The organism is Cereibacter changlensis JA139, assembly GCF_003034985.1.
Lineage (GTDB): Bacteria > Pseudomonadota > Alphaproteobacteria > Rhodobacterales > Rhodobacteraceae > Cereibacter > Cereibacter changlensis.
Genome location: NZ_PZKG01000044.1, coordinates 1 through 16,070, shown reverse-complemented (window position 1 = coordinate 16,070; position 16,070 = coordinate 1). Strand labels below are relative to the sequence as shown.

The 16,070-nt window shown below is 68.6% G+C and carries 15 protein-coding genes; 9 read left to right on the top strand and 6 right to left on the bottom strand.

The window, feature by feature from the left end:
* Positions 1-44 precede the first annotated feature (44 nt).
* Positions 45-1,730 (bottom strand): amidohydrolase, encoded by a 1,686-nt coding sequence (locus C5F48_RS11365; RefSeq protein ID WP_245941328.1) that lies wholly within the window; start codon positions 1,728-1,730, stop codon positions 45-47.
* 163 nt (positions 1,731-1,893) lie between these two features.
* On the opposite strand from C5F48_RS11365, the gene C5F48_RS11360 reads away from it, so the two are divergent.
* A complete protein-coding gene (locus C5F48_RS11360; protein ID WP_107664031.1) occupies positions 1,894-2,850 on the top strand; it encodes a LysR family transcriptional regulator in 957 nt (318 codons plus the stop codon).
* On the opposite strand, the gene C5F48_RS11355 is transcribed toward C5F48_RS11360, so the two are convergent.
* The 4 genes from C5F48_RS11355 to C5F48_RS11340 form a co-directional block, all read right to left on the bottom strand.
* A complete protein-coding gene (locus C5F48_RS11355) occupies positions 2,832-3,863 on the bottom strand; it encodes a DmpA family aminopeptidase (RefSeq protein WP_107664030.1) in 1,032 nt (343 codons plus the stop codon). The genes C5F48_RS11360 and C5F48_RS11355 overlap by 19 nt on opposite strands.
* A gap of 687 nt (positions 3,864-4,550) precedes the next feature.
* Complete coding sequence (locus tag C5F48_RS11350) at positions 4,551-4,859, bottom strand: TerB N-terminal domain-containing protein (RefSeq protein WP_107664029.1); 309 nt, start codon at positions 4,857-4,859, stop codon at positions 4,551-4,553.
* A 359-nt stretch (positions 4,860-5,218) separates the two neighbouring features.
* Positions 5,219-5,965, bottom strand: a complete 747-nt coding sequence (gene phnF, locus C5F48_RS11345) for a phosphonate metabolism transcriptional regulator PhnF (protein ID WP_107664028.1) — start codon at positions 5,963-5,965, stop codon at positions 5,219-5,221.
* A 152-nt stretch (positions 5,966-6,117) separates the two neighbouring features.
* Positions 6,118-6,744, bottom strand: a complete 627-nt coding sequence (locus tag C5F48_RS11340) for a GntR family transcriptional regulator (RefSeq protein WP_107664027.1) — start codon at positions 6,742-6,744, stop codon at positions 6,118-6,120.
* A gap of 367 nt (positions 6,745-7,111) precedes the next feature.
* Here C5F48_RS11340 and C5F48_RS11335 point away from each other — a divergent pair, with 367 nt between their 5' ends.
* Genes C5F48_RS11335 through C5F48_RS11305 form a run of 7 tightly spaced genes read left to right on the top strand, consistent with a single transcriptional unit; the run spans position 7,112 to position 14,964 of the window.
* The gene (locus C5F48_RS11335) at positions 7,112-8,566 is read left to right on the top strand and encodes an ABC transporter substrate-binding protein (RefSeq protein ID WP_245941324.1); all 1,455 of its coding nucleotides are present in this window, start codon (positions 7,112-7,114) and stop codon (positions 8,564-8,566) included.
* Entirely contained in the window at positions 8,566-9,513 is a 948-nt protein-coding gene (locus tag C5F48_RS11330) for an ABC transporter permease (protein ID WP_107664025.1), read from the top strand. The genes C5F48_RS11335 and C5F48_RS11330 overlap by 1 nt, the downstream gene beginning before the upstream one ends.
* Entirely contained in the window at positions 9,510-10,388 is an 879-nt protein-coding gene (locus C5F48_RS11325) for an ABC transporter permease (protein WP_107664024.1), read from the top strand. The genes C5F48_RS11330 and C5F48_RS11325 overlap by 4 nt, the downstream gene beginning before the upstream one ends.
* Positions 10,385-11,338: an ABC transporter ATP-binding protein gene (locus C5F48_RS11320; protein ID WP_107664023.1), complete on the top strand. Its 954-nt coding sequence runs from the start codon at positions 10,385-10,387 to the stop codon at positions 11,336-11,338. Before C5F48_RS11325 ends, C5F48_RS11320 begins: the two co-directional genes overlap by 4 nt.
* Entirely contained in the window at positions 11,335-12,372 is a 1,038-nt protein-coding gene (locus C5F48_RS11315) for an ABC transporter ATP-binding protein (RefSeq protein WP_107664022.1), read from the top strand. The genes C5F48_RS11320 and C5F48_RS11315 overlap by 4 nt, the downstream gene beginning before the upstream one ends.
* Positions 12,365-13,945, top strand: a complete 1,581-nt coding sequence (gene ggt / locus C5F48_RS11310; protein ID WP_107664021.1) for a gamma-glutamyltransferase — start codon at positions 12,365-12,367, stop codon at positions 13,943-13,945. The genes C5F48_RS11315 and ggt overlap by 8 nt, the downstream gene beginning before the upstream one ends.
* Positions 13,946-13,974: 29 nt before the next feature.
* Positions 13,975-14,964: a bile acid:sodium symporter family protein gene (locus C5F48_RS11305; protein ID WP_107664020.1), complete on the top strand. Its 990-nt coding sequence runs from the start codon at positions 13,975-13,977 to the stop codon at positions 14,962-14,964.
* Between the two features lie 27 nt (positions 14,965-14,991).
* On the opposite strand, the gene C5F48_RS11300 is transcribed toward C5F48_RS11305, so the two are convergent.
* Positions 14,992-15,393 (bottom strand): RidA family protein, encoded by a 402-nt coding sequence (locus C5F48_RS11300; protein WP_107664019.1) that lies wholly within the window; start codon positions 15,391-15,393, stop codon positions 14,992-14,994.
* 102 nt (positions 15,394-15,495) lie between these two features.
* On the opposite strand from C5F48_RS11300, the gene C5F48_RS11295 reads away from it, so the two are divergent.
* The coding region (locus C5F48_RS11295) for a TetR/AcrR family transcriptional regulator (RefSeq protein ID WP_107664018.1) at positions 15,496-16,070 on the top strand (575 nt) is incomplete at its 3' end.

Below are 16,070 nucleotides of genomic sequence, written 5' to 3'. Positions count from 1 at the left end.
GTCGTCGCGCCGGTTCCGTGTGGTCCGGCGTCTTTGGATTGGGGTCAGCCGCGCGCGTCGTGGACGATCCGCCCCGCCAGCAGCGTCAGCAGGCAGCGTATCCCGTTTAGCAGCCGCTCCGGGGCGGTCTCCACCAGGTCCTCGCTGAAGACGGCTATGTCGGCCCATTGTCCGGGGATCAGCCGGCCCTTCACCGCCTCGGCCTTCTGCGAATAGGCCCCGTATTCGGTGAAGGCCTGAAGCGCCTCGTCGCGCTCTAGCGCCTCGGAAGCATCCATCACCGTGCCTCGGCCGGTTTGCCGCGTGACCATCGCATGCAGGTTCGGGAAGGGGTTGGGCGAGCAGACCGGCGAATCCGACCCGGTGGAAGGGCGCAGCCCCATCCGCGCCCAGGTGCCGATCGGATAGGAGCGGTTCGCCCGCTCGGCCCCCAGCACGCTGACGTAGCTGTCGCCGAAATCATGGATGAAGGCCATTTGCGGCGCGGGCAGGATGCCCGCCTCGCGCATCCGCGCCTCCTGCGCCGGGGTGGAATAGCCGCAATGCTCGACCCGGTGCCGGCGGTCGGGATCGGGCGTGGCGGCCAGCGCCTTCTCGTAGGCGGTGATGATCTGCTCGATCGCCCCGTCACCGATGGCGTGGCAGGCCATCTGGTAGCCGCGGTCGTGGAAGTCCCGCACCATCTCCTCGACCTGGGTGTCGGGCAGCATCCGCACGCCGAAATTCTCCGGCTGGTCCTTGTAGGCCTCGGTCATCCAGGCGGTGCAGCCGCCGGCGGAGCCGTCGAGGAAGATCTTGACCCCGCCGACCCGCAGCATGTCGTCGCCCGCGCCGGTCACCATCCCGGCCCGCCAGCAGTCCTCGACGATCGAGGTGCCGGGGTCGCCCAGCAGCGTCAGCCAGGTCCGCACCGGCAGGCGACCGCCGAGCTTGGCCAGCTCGTAGGCGCGGATCTCGGCGAAGCCCGCGACCATGCCCACCGCCGCATCCATGCAGCTGGTGATGCCGAAGGACAGCAGATGCCGGCCGCCGCGCTCGATCCCGCCGATCAGCTCATCCACCGAGGGGGTTGGAATGACCGCGGAGACGAGACCCTGCGCATTCTCTGCCAGAAAGCCGTTCAGCCGGCCTTCGGTGCGGCCGATCACCCCGCCCTCGGGGTCGTTGGTCCCGTCGGTCATCCCGGCCAGCTGCAGCGCCATGGAATTGGCGATCGAGACATGGCCACAGGCCCGGGTCACCAGCACCGGATGGTCGGGCACGGCGCTGTCCAGCTCCTCGCGCGTCGGGTGGCGGCCGGTGTCCAGCTTCACCTGATCATAGCCACGCGCCCGGACCCAGCCGCCCTTCGGGATGCCGGCGGCCCCCTCGCGCAGCCGGTCCAGCAGGGCGGCCAGGGTCGGCGCGGCTTCCGGCGTGATGTCGACCCAGCCCATCACCATCCCGGTAGATATCAGGTGCAGGTGGTTGTCGATCAGCCCCGGCGAGGCGAAGCGCCCTTCGAGGTCGATGACCTCGGTCGCCTCGCCCTTCAGCGCCAGCATCTCGTCATCCGAGCCGGTGGCCAGCACCTTGCCCTGCCAGATCGCCAGCGCCTGACAGCGCTCCTCGGCGCGGCCGCGCCAGATGTTTCCGTTGACCAGGATGAGATCGGCGGTGACGGGACAGGCCAAGAGCAGCTCCTCGGGTTCGGTCAGGGCGGGGATCCGCCGGAGAGGGAGGGTCGTCACGGCAGCGGCGCCTCCCCGCTGCGGCCGTCCCGCCTCGGGCATACCGTGGCGGAGCGGGGACGGCGTTGGCCAATTCGCTTTTGGCAAGAGATCATGCGGAAATTGCATAGGCGAAGGAATTCATTCTATTGTGAGGCGAAGCTAAGGGCGGGGAGGCCTCTGGATGGAAGTGAAGTGGCTCGAGGACTTCGTCACCCTGGCCGAGACCGCCAGCTTCTCGCGGGCGGCGGAGGCCAGGCATGTGACGCAATCCGCCTTCAGCCGCCGCATCAAGCAGCTCGAGGCCTGGCTCGGCGCCACCCTGATCAGCCGCGCCACCATGCCGGCCGAACTGACCCCGGCGGGCCGCGCGTTGCTGCCGGTGGCGCAGGACACCATCCGCACCTTCTACGCCCTGCGCGAGTCGCTGCGCCCGGCCGGAGAGTCCGGGCTGGTGCGCTTCGCCGCGCTCCACACGCTGACCGTCACCTTCTTCCCCTGCTGGCTGCAGCGGCTGGAGGCCGATCCCGCCGGCTTCGCCACCTCGCTCATCGCCGACCGTGGCGGGATCGAGGCCAATCTGGAGGCGCTGATCAGCAACGAGGCTGATTTCTTCCTGACCTACGCCCATCCCGAGGTGCCGTTCCATCTCGACACGACCCGCTTCCAGGGGCTGACCATCGGCCAGGACCGGCTGATGCCATTGGCCGCGCCCGAGGTGCGGATCATGGGCCAGCCGCACCGCGGGCAGGGGCTCTTGGACCGGGCTCTGCGCGAGAAGCTGACGCTGCCGGTGCTGAGCTATGGCTACAGCTCGTTCTTCGGCGTGGCGCTGGGGCGGCTCTTCGCCCGGCGGCCGCCATTCCGACACCGCACCCTGCACGAGAACTCGATCAGCGCCGGGCTGATGAACCTGGCGGTGACCGGCGCAGGGCTCTGCTGGCTGCCGAGCAGCCTGGCGCGCGACGAGATCGCCGCCGGCCGGCTGGTCGCAGCCTCCAACGACCCGGGGTGGGAACTGGATCTCGACGTTCGGCTCTACCGCAACGTCGAGCGGCGCGGCCGCGCGGTCGAGGCGCTGTGGCGAGCGGCGGTGCAGTCCAGCGGCAAGCCGGAGCCGGTTCAGCCGCTGTTGGCCTGAAGCCAGTCGGAGAGGGCGGGGAAATGCCGCCCCCCGCGCCCCGGGGTGGCGACGGCTTGGCAGAGGCTGTTCAGCACCGCCTCCTGCGTCGCCTCGGCGGCGGCGCGGAACGGCAGGTCGATGAACCTGTCCGCCAGCCGGCGTTGCGGCGCGAAGGCGGTCTCCGGCTCATGCGCCACCGGGTCGGCGGTGGTGAAGGCCAGAGCGATGTCGCCCGAGCCATGGCCCCAGAAGGCCCCCAGCCGGGCCAGCCCGGCCCCCGCGCGCCGCACCACCCGCTGCAGTTGGCGGTCGCCGAGCGGCAGGTCGGTCGCCAGCACCACGATCACCGAGCCGCGCTCCGGCACTGCCGGGCTGCGCGGGTCGGGTCGCCGACCATCCGGCAGCACCAGATCGCCGGCCGCGCCGAAATTCGCCAGCACCAGCGCCCCCAGCGTGTAGCGCTCCCCGTTGATCTCCATCACCCGCGAGGCGCTGCCGATCCCGGCCTTGAAGCCGAAGGCGGTCATCCCGGTGCCGGCCCCGACGCAGCCCTGCTTCATCGCCCCGCCCCGGGCGGCCTCCAGCGCGCCGCAGGCGTCGGCAGGAGTGACCGCCAGCGCCTGGATGTCGCTGATCGCGCCGTCGTTGCATTCGCAGACCAGCGGGTTGACGGTCGAGGTCTCGCGCCCGATGCCGGGGTTGGCGGCGATGGCGCGGCGGATCAGCGCCTCGGAACAGGCGGCGACGCCGAAGGTGTTGGTCAGCAGGATTGGCGTCTCCAGCGTGCCGAGCTCGGCGACCTGGATCAGCCCGGCCGACTTGCCGAAGCCGTTGATCACCTCCACCGCCGCGCGCGGCTTCCAGCGGAACGGGTCGCCCTCCTGCGGCAAGATCGCGGTCACCCCGGTGGCGAGCCCATCCCCCGACAGCGTCCGGTGCCCAACGGAAACCCCGGCGACATCGGTGATCGCGTTCCACTGTCCAGCCGGCATCCCTCCGAAGATCAGCCCCAATTCGCGCGCGCTCGACATGCCGGTTCTCCCCTCCGATCGACCGGGCGGAGGATGGGTTCCCCGCGCCCCGCTGTCCAGAGCCCGCGGGGCAGGAGTGATGACGGCCTTGTGCAGGATGAAATGCCGTAGGGTTGGTTTCCGCCTTCAGCAGGACCAGCGCTTGTTGTCGAGGCGGTGGCGCAGGCCGAGGCCGGGAAGCCCGTCGTCCCGGAGGAAGAAGTCGCCCACGGCGTCCCTCGGAGCGGGGTGAGCCATTCGAGAAGGGCGTCGTGTTGCAGGGGCAGCAGGTTGCGGTCTGGACATCGCAGTCACTCCCGCTTTCCGTCAGGACAGGATCCTCGCAGTCCCCGGAAAGCGCTCAGGACAAGGTGGAAAGCACTGCTGCACAGCCTGTCCTGACCTGCCGAGATCAGGGCTAACCGCTTGCGTCGGCGAGCCAATCCCGTGTTCCTGCCGGAGGGTGTGATCCTCGGCCTCCGGCCGAATTCGTACACACTTGACGCAGCAAGCTGCCAACGCCTCGCAAGGCATTGTAAACAATACTTTTTTCGGCACTTAGGGAGCCCACGGCTCTACCGGGCAGAAACGCCTTTGTTTTCTGTGGGTTACAAACAGCGTGCCATAAAATGGCACGGCCGTGCCATTTTATGGCACGGCTGTAACCTGCTGTTTTTGTTGAATCCGGCGCAAACGGGGTCATGGGCTTCACCGCTCCCTTTCCTGCTCTCGGCTGATGGTCGGAGCGTCGATTTCCTTCGCCGCGGACGCCGCCGGCTTGTCGCCTCCGAAGTTGTGGATCAGCCGCTCGTGGAGATCAGCCTCCTTGCCATGGTCATATTCCGGCACGTCGATGCCCTCGCGCGCCCGCCACGCCAGCAGGGTGCCGCGCTGCTCCATGATGACCGACACGGCCTTGTCCATCAGGCGTTCGGCCTCGGGGTTGTTGGCTGCCGCGCTGACGATCATGATCTGCCGGAAGACATGCACCTCCCGGATGATCTGGCCGAGCATCATGATCTCGTTCCGGGTGGCGACGTTGTGGTGTAGGCGGCGTGAACAGCGTTGGACCTTCAGCTTGAAGCCCTTTGCAACGCCCAAAGCATGAGGTTGTCGATGCGTGACGCTTGGTGGCCTTTTGAGATGGCGATCGGTGTTTCACGCCGATAGGCGCGCAGACCTTGGGCGGGGAGTTCCGAGCCGTCCTTCCAATAGTTGTCATGCCGTTTGCGCCGGGCACGCGCCCGTCAATAGCCTGATGCGCCGAGCCCCGGCAGCAGCGTCTCGGCGAAGGCCTTCAGCCGCGCGGCGTCGGCGCGGGCCAGGACGCCTGGCAGCGCCTCGTGGCTGAAGGATGGGAGGCGGCGCCGGTCTCGTCAAACATCGGGCGCTTCCTGCGCGGGCTCGCCGCCCTCCAGGCTGTCGAAGGTGAACTGCACCCGGTCTCCGGCCCAGACCGCCTCGGAATAGCCGATGGGATGGCCCGCGGCGTCGACATCGGTCTTCTGCAGCACGATCACCGGCTGGTCGGGATGCTGCATCAGCAGCGCCGCCTCCTGCGCATCGGGGCGGCGGGCGAAGACGGTGGTGGTCTTGCGGCAGTAGTCGGCGATGCCGTAGTCGCGGTAGATCTCGGTCACCGAGTGGCCGGCGGCGCGGCGAGCAGCGAGATCGGGGAAGCGCTCGGCGCAATGCCAGGAGAAGCCGAGGTTGATCGGCACGCCATCGGCGAGGCCGCGGCGCAGCACCCGGTGCACCGGCGCGGCCTCGGCCAGCCGCAGGGCGGCGGCGACATGGGCGGGGGCGGGCAGGATGTCGCGCGCAATATGGTCGCCGGCGGGAGCGACGCCCTGCTCCAGCAGGTTCTGGCGGAAGCGGGTGCGGCGGCCGATGTGGTAGTTGATCAGCGGCGCGGCCTGCACGAAGGTGCCGCGGCCCTGCTCGACCCGGAGCTTGCCTTCGACGGCGAGGGCGGCCACCGCGCGGCGCACCGAATGCCGCCCGGCGCGGAAGGACTGCGCCAGCTGCGTTTCCGTCGGCAGTTGCGCCCCCGGCGGCAACTGCCCGCCGGTGATCTCCGCCGACAGCTGATCGCGGATCCTTTGCCAGTTTTCCTGTCTCATCCCAAGCATTTCCCGAGTCATCCGAACGACTGCGCTATAGGGGATGCGCGTGACGGGGGTATGACAGCGGGGGAGGTATCGGCAGCCCTCTGAAACGGGTTTCAGCGGCGCTGGCGCCGGTAAGTCTGCCGTCGTCAGCAAGCCGGCTGCTCTCAGATCCCGATGAGTTCGGAGACGACGCGCATCGACGCGGCCATGTGCTCGCGCATCCGCAGATGTGCCAGGTCGCCGTCCTTCGCCAGCACCGCCTCCAGCAGGGCGCGATGCTCGGCCTGTGAGGAGGTGACGCGATCGGCGCGGGCGCGGAACTGGGCGCCGCGCCAAGGCATCGTGCGGCGGTGCAGATCGTCCAGCAGGCTCGAGAGCATCGCGTTACGTGCGCCGCGCCGCAGGATCTCGTGGAAGCGTGCGTTCACCGCCTCGTAATCCACACCCGGCGCTTCCCCTTCGGCCACGACATCGCGCAGCGCATGGCGCTCGATCTCGGTCATGCGCAGGGCGGCGAGACGCGCGACCAAGGCTTCCAGCTCCCCCAGCGCCTCGAACAGATCCTGCAGTTCCGACTGGTCCATCCGCCGCACGACAAAGGCCCGACGTGAGCCGCGTTCCGCCAGCCCGGCGTTGGACAGCCGCTGCAGGGCCTCGCGAATCGGGGTGCGGGACAGACCGAATTCCTCGGCGGTGGCCTGCTCTCCCAGGGAATCGCCGGGGCGCAGATTTCCGTCCACGATCCGCTTCAGCAGGGTCTCGTATATCTGGTCTGCCGTTCGTTTCAACATTTGCATCCCCTACCGTCTAAATGTGCATCGATTGCGGCGACTTGTATACAGGTCAGCTTGGCGCACTTGCGATATGTATACAGATCGGCGCTCCTTGAATCCAGCACGGAGCAGACCCTGACGCCCGTCATCGCCTTACAAAACAGGGGTCTCGTGCCTTTCACGGCGGGTGTTGCGGCCCGTCATCCGCGAATGCAGCCCATCTAAGCAGGGGAAGACGATGCAAGATCACAAGGCAATTCTGTCAAAGCACGTGGCAGCCAGACTTGGACGCCGCTCGGTTCTGAAAGGCATGGGGGCCGGCCTGTTTGCGGCGACGACGGGCGGGGCGCTCCCCGGCTTCGCCCAGGTAGCGCAGAGCGGGCACATGCGGATCGGGGCGATCACACCCATCGACACGCTCGACCCGCATTTCACCTTCCGCCTCGGATCCGTGCAGATCATCAGCAACATCTGCAACGGCCTGCTCAAGGTGGTCTATGACGGCGAGAAGGTCAGCTTCGAACCCGATCTGGCGGCCACTTGGGAGCTGGAGGACGAGAAGACCCACGCCTTCACGCTGCATCCGAACGTGAAGTTCCACGACGGCACCGACTGCGACGCCGAAGCGATCAAGTTCAACCTGATGCGGGTGAAGTCCGGCACACCGGCCTCACCGCATGCGTGGAAGCTCGCGAAGCTGGAAGAGGTCGAGATCATCGACCCCCTGACCTTCAAACTGCATTTCTCCGAGCCTTACGCCTTCCTGCCGGTGGCCCTGACCGGGTCGATCGGTCGCGCCGGCACGATCGTGAGCCCGACCGCGGTGAAGAAGTTCGGCGACGACTTCGGCCGCAATCCCGTCGGCACCGGGCCGTTCAAATTTGTGTCCTGGCAGCAGAACGATAGCATCGAGCTGGTGGCCAACACCGAGTATTTCCAAGCCGGCCTGCCGAAGCTGGAGCGGGTGTCGATGATGCTGATCGACGAGCCCTCGACGGCGCTGGCGGCGCTGATCTCGGGCCAGATCGACGGGATGAACGACTGCCCGATGCAACTGACCGAGCAGGTCCGCAAGATGCCGAACCTGCAGATCTTCGGCGGGGTGGAGGGCAACTACACCTATGTCGGCATGAACACCCAGAAGGCGCCGTTCGACGACGTGAACCTGCGCCGCGCCGTGGCCTATGCCATCGACCGCGACGCCGTGCTGCGGCAGGCCTATTTCGGGCTGGCCAAGCAGGCCTATACCCCGATCTCGCCGCCGATGACCGGCTTCTATGATCCCGCCATTGCCGAGAGCGGCCGCGGGCATTCCTTCGATCTGGAGAAGGCCAAGGAGTTCCGCGCCCTGGCGGCAAACCAGGACGAGATCGAGGTCACCTACATCATGACCGAGAACCCGCCGGCCGGAACCCGTGTGGCGCAGATCGTGGCCCCGATGCTGGCCCAGATCGGCATCAAGGTGAAGCTGGAGCTCCTGGAGAACGCGGCCTGGACCCAGCGGCTGCAGGACAGGGACTTCGAGATGCTCGACTTCTTCTGGACCGCCGACCTCGATCCCGACGAGACCCTGTTCCCCGAGTTCAAGACCGGCGGGTCGTGGAACTACTGGGGCTGGAGCAACCCCGAGTTCGACCGGCTCTGCACCGAAGCGCAGGTCGTGCTCGACGTCGCCGAGCGTTCGAAGCTCTACAACCAGGCCGAGGACCTGATGATCGCCGAGGCGCCGGTGGCGATGCTGGCCCACTTCCCGCTCTACAAGATCTTCAGCAACAAGGTGCAGGGCTTCAACTACGTGCCCTGCGACCTGCTGAACCTCGACACGGTCAGCCTCGCGTAATGCTTGCCCGGGCCGCCGCTAAAGTATTCCAAACCCTTGTGGTGCTGATCATCGTCTCGATCGCCAGCTTCAGTCTGCTGAAGCTGGCGCCCGGCGACCCGGTGGTCATCATGCTGGGCACGGAATACTCGCAGGAAAGCTATGACGAGCTGCGGGCCCAGCTGGGCCTGGACCGGCCGGTCGCCGTGCAATACCTGCGCTGGCTGGGGGATTTCGTCACCGGCGACTGGGGCAATTCCTATGTCGCCAAGACCGACATCTTCAGCTTCGTGGTGCAGGAGGCGCTGCCGGTCACCCTGACCCTGACGGCCTGCGCCATCCTGCTCGCCATCGCCGTCGGCGTGCCGCTCGGCGTCATCTCCGCCGTCCGCAAGGACAGCGGCTGGGATGTAGGTATCGCGGCGCTCGCGCTGACCGGCACGGCCTTTCCCTCGTTCTTCCTCGGCATCGTGCTGATCTGGTTCTTCGCGGTGAAGGTCGGGTTCTTTCCCGTCATGGGCTTCGTGCCGCCTTGGGAGGATTTCTGGTCCGGCATGCTGCATCTCGTCCTGCCGGCGGCGACGCTCTCGACCTTCTTCATCGGCATGATCGTCCGCGTGACCCGCGCCGCCATGGTGGAGGTGCTGGCCCAGCCCTACATCACTGCGGCAATCGCCCGCGGTGAGCCGCGGCGCCGGGTCATCTGGGTGCACGGCTTCCGCAACATCCTGATGCCGCTGGTGACGGTCATCGGCCTGCAGCTGGGCGCGATCCTGCAGGGCGCCGTGTTGACCGAGACCGTCTTCTCGCTGCCCGGTCTGGGCCAGATGCTGACCGGCGCCGTGCTGGGCCGGGAGTACGTCCTGGTGCAGGCGGGGGTCATGCTGACCGCGACCCTGTTCATCCTGGTGAACCTGGCGGTCGACCTCTCCTACCCCTTCCTTGATCCCCGATTGAGAGCCCGATGATGGATGCCGCACCTCCCGCCGTGGTCCCGACCCGGAGGCCACGGACGCGCCGCAGCCTGTTCCTGCGTCGCCCGTTCTTCACCCTCGCGCTGATCGTCGCCTTGGGCTTCGTGCTCTGCGCCGCCTTCGCCCCGCTGATCGCGCCCTACAACCCGACGCTGCAGTCGATCGAGGCGATGATGGTGCCGCCCGGCGGCGAGCATGTGCTGGGCACGGACAGCTACGGGCAGGATATCCTGTCGCGGATCATCTATGGCGCGCGCTACGCGCTCGTCATCGCCTTCTTCGCCATCCTCATCGGCGCGACCGGCGGGCTGGTGCTCGGCACGGCGGCGGGACTGACCACCGGCAAGGTCGAATGGGTGCTGATGCGTCTGATCGACTCGATCCTCGCCCTGCCCTCGCTGATCCTCGCCATCGCGGTGATCGCGATCCTGGGGCAGGGGGTGGACAAGGTGGTGATCGCCGTCGGCATCTCGATGATCGGGCCGTTCTCGCGCACCGTGCGGGCCGATGTGCTGCAGGTCTCGTCGCAGCTCTTCGTCGAGGCCGCAGGGCTGATGAGCATCTCCCGCCTCACCGTGATCCGGCGCCACATCCTGCCCAACATCGCCTTCCCGTTGGCCGTGCAGATCACCGTGCGGGTGTCGGAGGCGATCCTCGTGTCGTCGTCGCTCTCCTTCCTCGGCATCGGCGTCACGCCGCCGACGCCGGACTGGGGGCTGATGATCGCCGAGGGGCGCGGCTTCGTCAGCTTCGCTCCCTGGATGTCGGGCATGCCGGGCATGGCGCTGGCGCTCCTGCTGATCGCGCTGGCCATCGTCGGCGATGGCATTCGCGAGGAATTCGATCCCAAGATGAGGGGCGGCCAATGACGGACGTGCTGTTGAGCGTCGAGGGGCTTACGGTGCATCGCGGAGCGCGGCGCATCCTCGATGATGTGAGCTTCAGCCTTGGGCGCGGCGAGACGCTGGCGCTGGTTGGCGAAAGCGGCGCCGGCAAGTCGACCATCGCCGCGGCGCTGATGGGCCTTCTGGCCGGGCAGGCGCGGGTCGAGGGGACCGCCGCCTTCGACGAGGCGCCCGATCTGCTGTCGCTGCCGGAGAAGGCGTGGAACAGGCTTCGGGGCCGGCGGCTGGCGATGATCTTTCAGGACGCCGGGGCGGCGCTGAACCCTTGCTACACCGTGGGCAGCCAGCTGACCACGGTGCTGCGCCGGCAGCTGTCGCTGGGCCGCGCCGAAGCCCGGGCGAGGGCGATCGCCCTGCTGGAAAGCGTCGGCCTGAACGACGCCGCCGCCCGGATGTCGGCCTATCCGCACCAGCTGTCCGGCGGGATGCAGCAGCGGGTGATGGTCGCCATCGCCCTAGCCTGCGACCCGGATCTTCTGTTCGCGGACGAGCCGACCTCGGCGCTGGATGTGACCATCCAGGCGCAGATCGTGCGGCTGATCCTCGACCAGACGAAGCAGAAGGGCGCGAGCTGCATCTTCGTGCTGCACGACCTCGCCTTGGCCAGCCAGTCGTGCGACCGGATCGTGGTGCTCTATGCCGGGCAGGTGATGGAGGCCGGGCCCTCGGAGACGGTGCTCCGCGACCCGCGCCACCCTTATACCCGGCTGCTGAAATCCTGCGTGATCGAGATCGGCACCTCCGAACTTGATCCGCCGCCGGGCAGCGTGCCGGGCTACGACGATCTGCCCGCCGGCTGCCGCTTCGCCTCGCGCTGTCCGCGGGCGCTGCCGCGCTGCAGGACGGATAAACCACGGCTTGAAGAAGTCGCCGGGCGCAGCTTGGCCTGCTGGAACCCGGAGGAAGCCGCATGACCCGACCGGCGGAAGGCCATGACCCGCAGCCGCTGTTCGAGCTGATCGAGGTCGAGAAGGTCTACATGGTGCGCAGGCCCGGCAGCGTCTTCTCGACCGCCAAGGTCGGGCTGCCGGCGCTGGACGGCGTCCGGCTGAAGATCCGCAAGGGCGCCTCGGTCGCGATCGTCGGCGAGAGCGGCTCCGGCAAGTCGACGCTGCTGCGCGTGCTGCTGGGGCTGACGCGGCCGACGGAAGGCCGCGCCCTGTATCAGGGCCGCCCGATCGACGAGGTGCGCGCCGAAGGCCGTGAATTCGCCCGACAGGTGGCGATGGTCTATCAGGACGCCCGCGGCTCGCTGAACCCGCGCATGACCATCGGCGCCCTCATCGCCGAGCCGCTGCGGCATTTCGCGATCTGTCCGGAAACCGATCTGCCGGCGCGGGTCAAGGCGTTGCTCGCAAGGGTCGGGCTGCCCGCGGAGGTCGCCGACCGCTATCCTTCCGCGCTGTCGGGCGGTCAGGTGCGGCGGGTGGCGATCGCCCGGGCGCTGGCCTCCGAACCGACGGTGCTGGTGGCGGACGAGGCCGTTTCCGGTCTCGACGTCTCGACCCAGGCGCAACTCCTGAACCTGCTGCGCCGGTTGCAGCGCGAGATGGCGCTGACGCTGGTGTTCATCACACATGATCTGGGGGTTGCGAGCTACCTCTGCGAGGATATCGCGATCATGTATCTCGGGCGGATCGTCGAGACCGGGCCGACAAACGCGGTGCTGAACGCGCCCGCGCATCCCTATGCCCGCGCCCTGCGCCGCGCCGCGCCGGAGTTCTTCGCCCCGATCACCGAGCCGCTGCCGGGCGAGATCCCCAGCCCGCTCGACCTGCCGCCGGGGTGCCGGTTCTCGGGGCGCTGCGACAGGGTCCAGCCCGATTGCCACCTGAGCGACCCGGCCCTCCTGCGCTTCGGCGGTCCCGCCGCCAATCGCGCCGCCGCCTGCTTCTATCCGCTCACCGAATCCCCAACCGCTCCTCAGAAGCGAGACATCCATGCATGATTTCTTCTCCGCCCGCCGCCCGTCCACCCTCGCCGGGCGCGCGATGGTCGCCACCTCGCACCCGCTGTCCACGGCGGCGGGCCTCGCCATCCTCTCCGAGGGCGGCAATGCGGTCGATGCGGCTCTGGCCGCCGTCGCGGTGCAATGCGTCGTCGATCCGCTGATGACGGGGATCGGCGGCGACTGCTTCGCGCTCTACGCGCCCGCCGGCGGGGAGGTGATTGCCCTGAACGGCTCCGGCCGGGCTCCGGCCGGGGCCACGATCGAGGCGCTGAACGCCGCGGGGCTGACGACGGAGATACCGGGGACAAGCCCGCATGCCATCACCATCCCGGGCGCGGTCTCGGGCTGGTGCCTGCTGCACCGCGACCATGGCACGCTGCCGCTGGACCAGATCTTCGCCCGGGCCATCGGCTATGCCGAGGACGGCTATCCGGTCACGCCGCGGGTGGCGCAGGACTGGGCCGCGCATCGCGACCACATCGCCGGCGACACCCATGCGGCGGCGCTGTTCCTGCCCGACGGCCGCGCGCCGCTGCCCGGCGAGCGCCATGCGCAACCGCTGCTCGCCGACCGTCTGCGCGAGATCGCGGCAGAGGGTGCCTCGGGCTTCTACGAGGGCGAGACGGCGGCGAAGATGGCGGCGCATCTGCAATCGCTGGGCGGTCTGCACACCGTCGAGGATTTCGCCGAGGGCGCCGGGGCCGCCCATTGGGTGACGCCGATCCGGGCCTCCTATCGCGGCTACGATGTCCATGAATGCCCGCCGAACGGGCAGGGGCTGGCTGCCCTGCTGATCCTGCGGATCATGGAGGGCTTCGACATCGCCGCCCTGTCTGAGGTCGACCGCGTGCATCTGCATGCCGAGGCGACCAAGCTCGCCTATCACCACCGCGACGCGCTGCTCGCCGACGCGGGCGCCTGCGCGGGTCTGGTCGAGACCCTGCTCTCCGACGAGGTCGTCGCCACCCTGCGGTCGCGGATCGACATGAATTCCGCCCTGCCGCCGGCGCTCTGGGACGAGCCGGAGCACAAGGACACCGTCTATCTCTGCGTCGTCGACGAGGCGGGCAACGCCATCTCGCTGATCAACTCGATCTTCCACGGCTTCGGCTCCACCCGGCTCGACCCGGCGACCGGCGTTCTGTTCCACAGCCGCGGCGCCTCCTTCCGGCTGATCCCGGGCCATCCCAACGCCATCGCCCCCGGCAAGCGGCCGATGCACACCATCATCCCGGGGATGCTGACGCAGGACGGCAAGGTCGAGATGCCCTTCGGCGTCATGGGCGGGCACTATCAGGCCGCGGGCCACGCCGCGCTTCTGTCCAACATCATCGATCTCGGCATGGGCGTGCAGGCGGCGATGGACGCGCCGCGCAGCTTCGCTTTCGGCGGGGTGCTGGAGGTCGAGCCGACCATGCCGGAGGCGACCCGCGCCGCGCTTGCGGCAAGGGGTCACGAGATCAAGGTCGTGGGCTCGCCGATCGGCGGCAGCCAGGCGATCCGGATGTCGGAAGGGCTGCTGGAGGGCGGATCCGACAGCCGCAAGGACGGCATGGCGCTGGGATACTGATCCAGACCACCTACAGGATACCGGACGACATGGCCTTTCTCAGACGACTTGGCGTCGACGCCTACATGCTGCTGCTGATTGCCTTGGTCGCGGCCGGCCTGATCCTGCCGGTGCAGGGCGTCGCCGCCGCCGGGCTGAAGCAGGTGACGGTCTGGGCGGTGGCCCTGCTGTTCTTCCTCTATGGCGCGAAGCTCGACGCCTCGGCGGTGCGGTCGGGCCTGCTGAACTGGCGGGTGCAGGGGCTGACCTTCGGTGCGACCTATGTGCTGTTCCCGCTTCTGGGGCTCGGTCTCGCCTTCCTGTTCGGCAGGGGCCTTGGCCCCGACCTCACCTTCGGGCTGGTCTTCCTCGCGGTGCTGCCTTCGACGGTCCAGTCCTCCATCGCCTTCACCGGCATGGCGGGCGGCAACGTTCCGGCGGCGATCTGCGCCGCCTCGGTCTCCAACCTGATCGGGGTCGTGCTGACGCCCGCTCTGGTCGCGCTGCTGCTGCATCAGGGTGGCGGCGCGATCAGCGGGGCGGCGGTGATGAAGATCGCCGCGCAGATCCTGCTGCCCTTCGCCGTCGGCCAGGCCGCCCGCCCTTGGATCGGCGGTTTCGTCCGGCGCCACCGGAGGATGACGCTGACCGTGGACAGGGGGGCCATCCTGATGATCGTCTACTCGGCCTTCAGCGCCGGCACCGTCTCGGGGTTGTGGTCCGCGATCCCGGTTCTCAGCCTCGTGCTGCTCTTCGGCGTGGTCGCCTTGCTGCTGGCCCTGTCGATGAAGATCGTGACGCTCTGCGGCCGGGCCGCCGGCCTTCCCGGGGAAGACCGGGCCGTCCTGCTGTTCTGCGGCTCAACCAAGAGCCTCGCCAGCGGCCTGCCGATCGCGACCGCCCTGGTGCCAGCGGCCACGCTGGGAGCGACGGTCCTGCCGCTGATGCTCTACCACATGACCCAGCTCCTCGTCTGCGCGCTGATCGCGCAGCGCCATTCCCGGCGGCTGGTCGCAGCCGCGGGTCAGCCGGCGGCCTGAAGGCCGCCTGCGTCGCCGAGCGCCGGCTCAGCCCGCGTCAGGCAGGCGAGCGATGACCTTGATCTCGAAGTCGAAACCGGCGAGCCAGGTCACACCGACGGCGGTCCAGGCGGGGTAGGGGGCTTCGGGAAAGGCGGCGGCCTTCGCTTCCATGATCGTTTCGAACTGCCGCTCCGGATCGGTGTGGAAGCTGGTCACGTCGATGATGTCCCGGGTGGTGCAGCCGGCGGCGGCGAGGACGGCCTTCAGGTTGTCGAAGGCCAGTTGCACCTGCTTGCGGAAATCGGGCTCGGGCGAACCGTCTGGGCGGCTGCCGACCTGGCCGGAGACGAAGACCAGGTCGCCGGAGCGGACCGCGGCGGAATAGGCGTGCCGCTCGTAGAGTGCGTGACGGTCGGCGGGAAAGATCGGCTGGAGACTGGAGGGCATGTGGGTCGCTTTCTCTGGGCAGGGCGGAGGCTTCGGGATACGTTGCGTATGTGAGTAACTAGCATACGTATGTCAACCTTGCGGAGAGGAAGAGGGTAGGAGATGGCGCAGAGGACGCGGGCCGCGATGATGGAGGAGACCCGGGCGAAGCTGATCGCCGCCGGGCACCGGGCTTTCGCCGCGAAGGGGTATGCGGCGGCGTCGATGGACGAGCTGACCGCCGAGGCCGGGCTGACGCGCGGGGCGCTCTACCACAATTTCGGCGACAAGCGCGGGTTGTTGGCGGCGGTGGTCGACCGGATCGACTCCGGCATGGCCGCCCGCGCCCGCGAGGCGGGTCAGCAGGCGGGAGGCGGCTGGCGCGGGCTCCTGGCCGAGGGCGAGGCCTATGTCGAGATGGCCTTGCAGCCGGACGTGCAGCGCATCGTGCTCCTGGACGGACCGGCGGTGCTGGGCGACCCGTCGCAATGGCCGAGCCAGAGCCGCTGTCTCGAGGCGACGATGGCGACGCTGCGCGAGCTGGCGGCGCAGGCCGCGATCCGGCCGGTGGACATCGAGGCGGCGGCGCGGCTGCTGAACGGCATGGCGCTGAACGCGGCGCTCTGGGTGGCGGCGAGCGGCGCGCCGGAGACGACCCTGGCAAGGCGTGCAGGCTTCGAATGCTCGCCTCGGGCTGC

What these genes read in the sequence shown, in the direction of transcription:
- C5F48_RS11320 (WP_107664023.1), top strand. Translation starts at nt 10,385, where the DNA reads ATGACGGACGTGCTGTTGAGCGTCGAGGGGCTTACGGTGCATCGCGGA.
- C5F48_RS11350 (WP_107664029.1), bottom strand. Translation starts at nt 4,859, where the DNA reads ATGATGCTCGGCCAGATCATCCGGGAGGTGCATGTCTTCCGGCAGATC.
- C5F48_RS11330 (WP_107664025.1), top strand. Translation starts at nt 8,566, where the DNA reads ATGCTTGCCCGGGCCGCCGCTAAAGTATTCCAAACCCTTGTGGTGCTG.
- C5F48_RS11305 (WP_107664020.1), top strand. Translation starts at nt 13,975, where the DNA reads ATGGCCTTTCTCAGACGACTTGGCGTCGACGCCTACATGCTGCTGCTG.
- C5F48_RS11355 (WP_107664030.1), bottom strand. Translation starts at nt 3,863, where the DNA reads ATGTCGAGCGCGCGCGAATTGGGGCTGATCTTCGGAGGGATGCCGGCT.
- C5F48_RS11300 (WP_107664019.1), bottom strand. Translation starts at nt 15,393, where the DNA reads ATGCCCTCCAGTCTCCAGCCGATCTTTCCCGCCGACCGTCACGCACTC.
- ggt (WP_107664021.1), top strand. Translation starts at nt 12,365, where the DNA reads ATGCATGATTTCTTCTCCGCCCGCCGCCCGTCCACCCTCGCCGGGCGC.
- C5F48_RS11325 (WP_107664024.1), top strand. Translation starts at nt 9,510, where the DNA reads ATGATGGATGCCGCACCTCCCGCCGTGGTCCCGACCCGGAGGCCACGG.
- C5F48_RS11360 (WP_107664031.1), top strand. Translation starts at nt 1,894, where the DNA reads ATGGAAGTGAAGTGGCTCGAGGACTTCGTCACCCTGGCCGAGACCGCC.
- phnF (WP_107664028.1), bottom strand. Translation starts at nt 5,965, where the DNA reads ATGAGACAGGAAAACTGGCAAAGGATCCGCGATCAGCTGTCGGCGGAG.
- C5F48_RS11335 (WP_245941324.1), top strand. Translation starts at nt 7,112, where the DNA reads ATGCGGATCGGGGCGATCACACCCATCGACACGCTCGACCCGCATTTC.
- C5F48_RS11315 (WP_107664022.1), top strand. Translation starts at nt 11,335, where the DNA reads ATGACCCGACCGGCGGAAGGCCATGACCCGCAGCCGCTGTTCGAGCTG.
- C5F48_RS11340 (WP_107664027.1), bottom strand. Translation starts at nt 6,744, where the DNA reads ATGTTGAAACGAACGGCAGACCAGATATACGAGACCCTGCTGAAGCGG.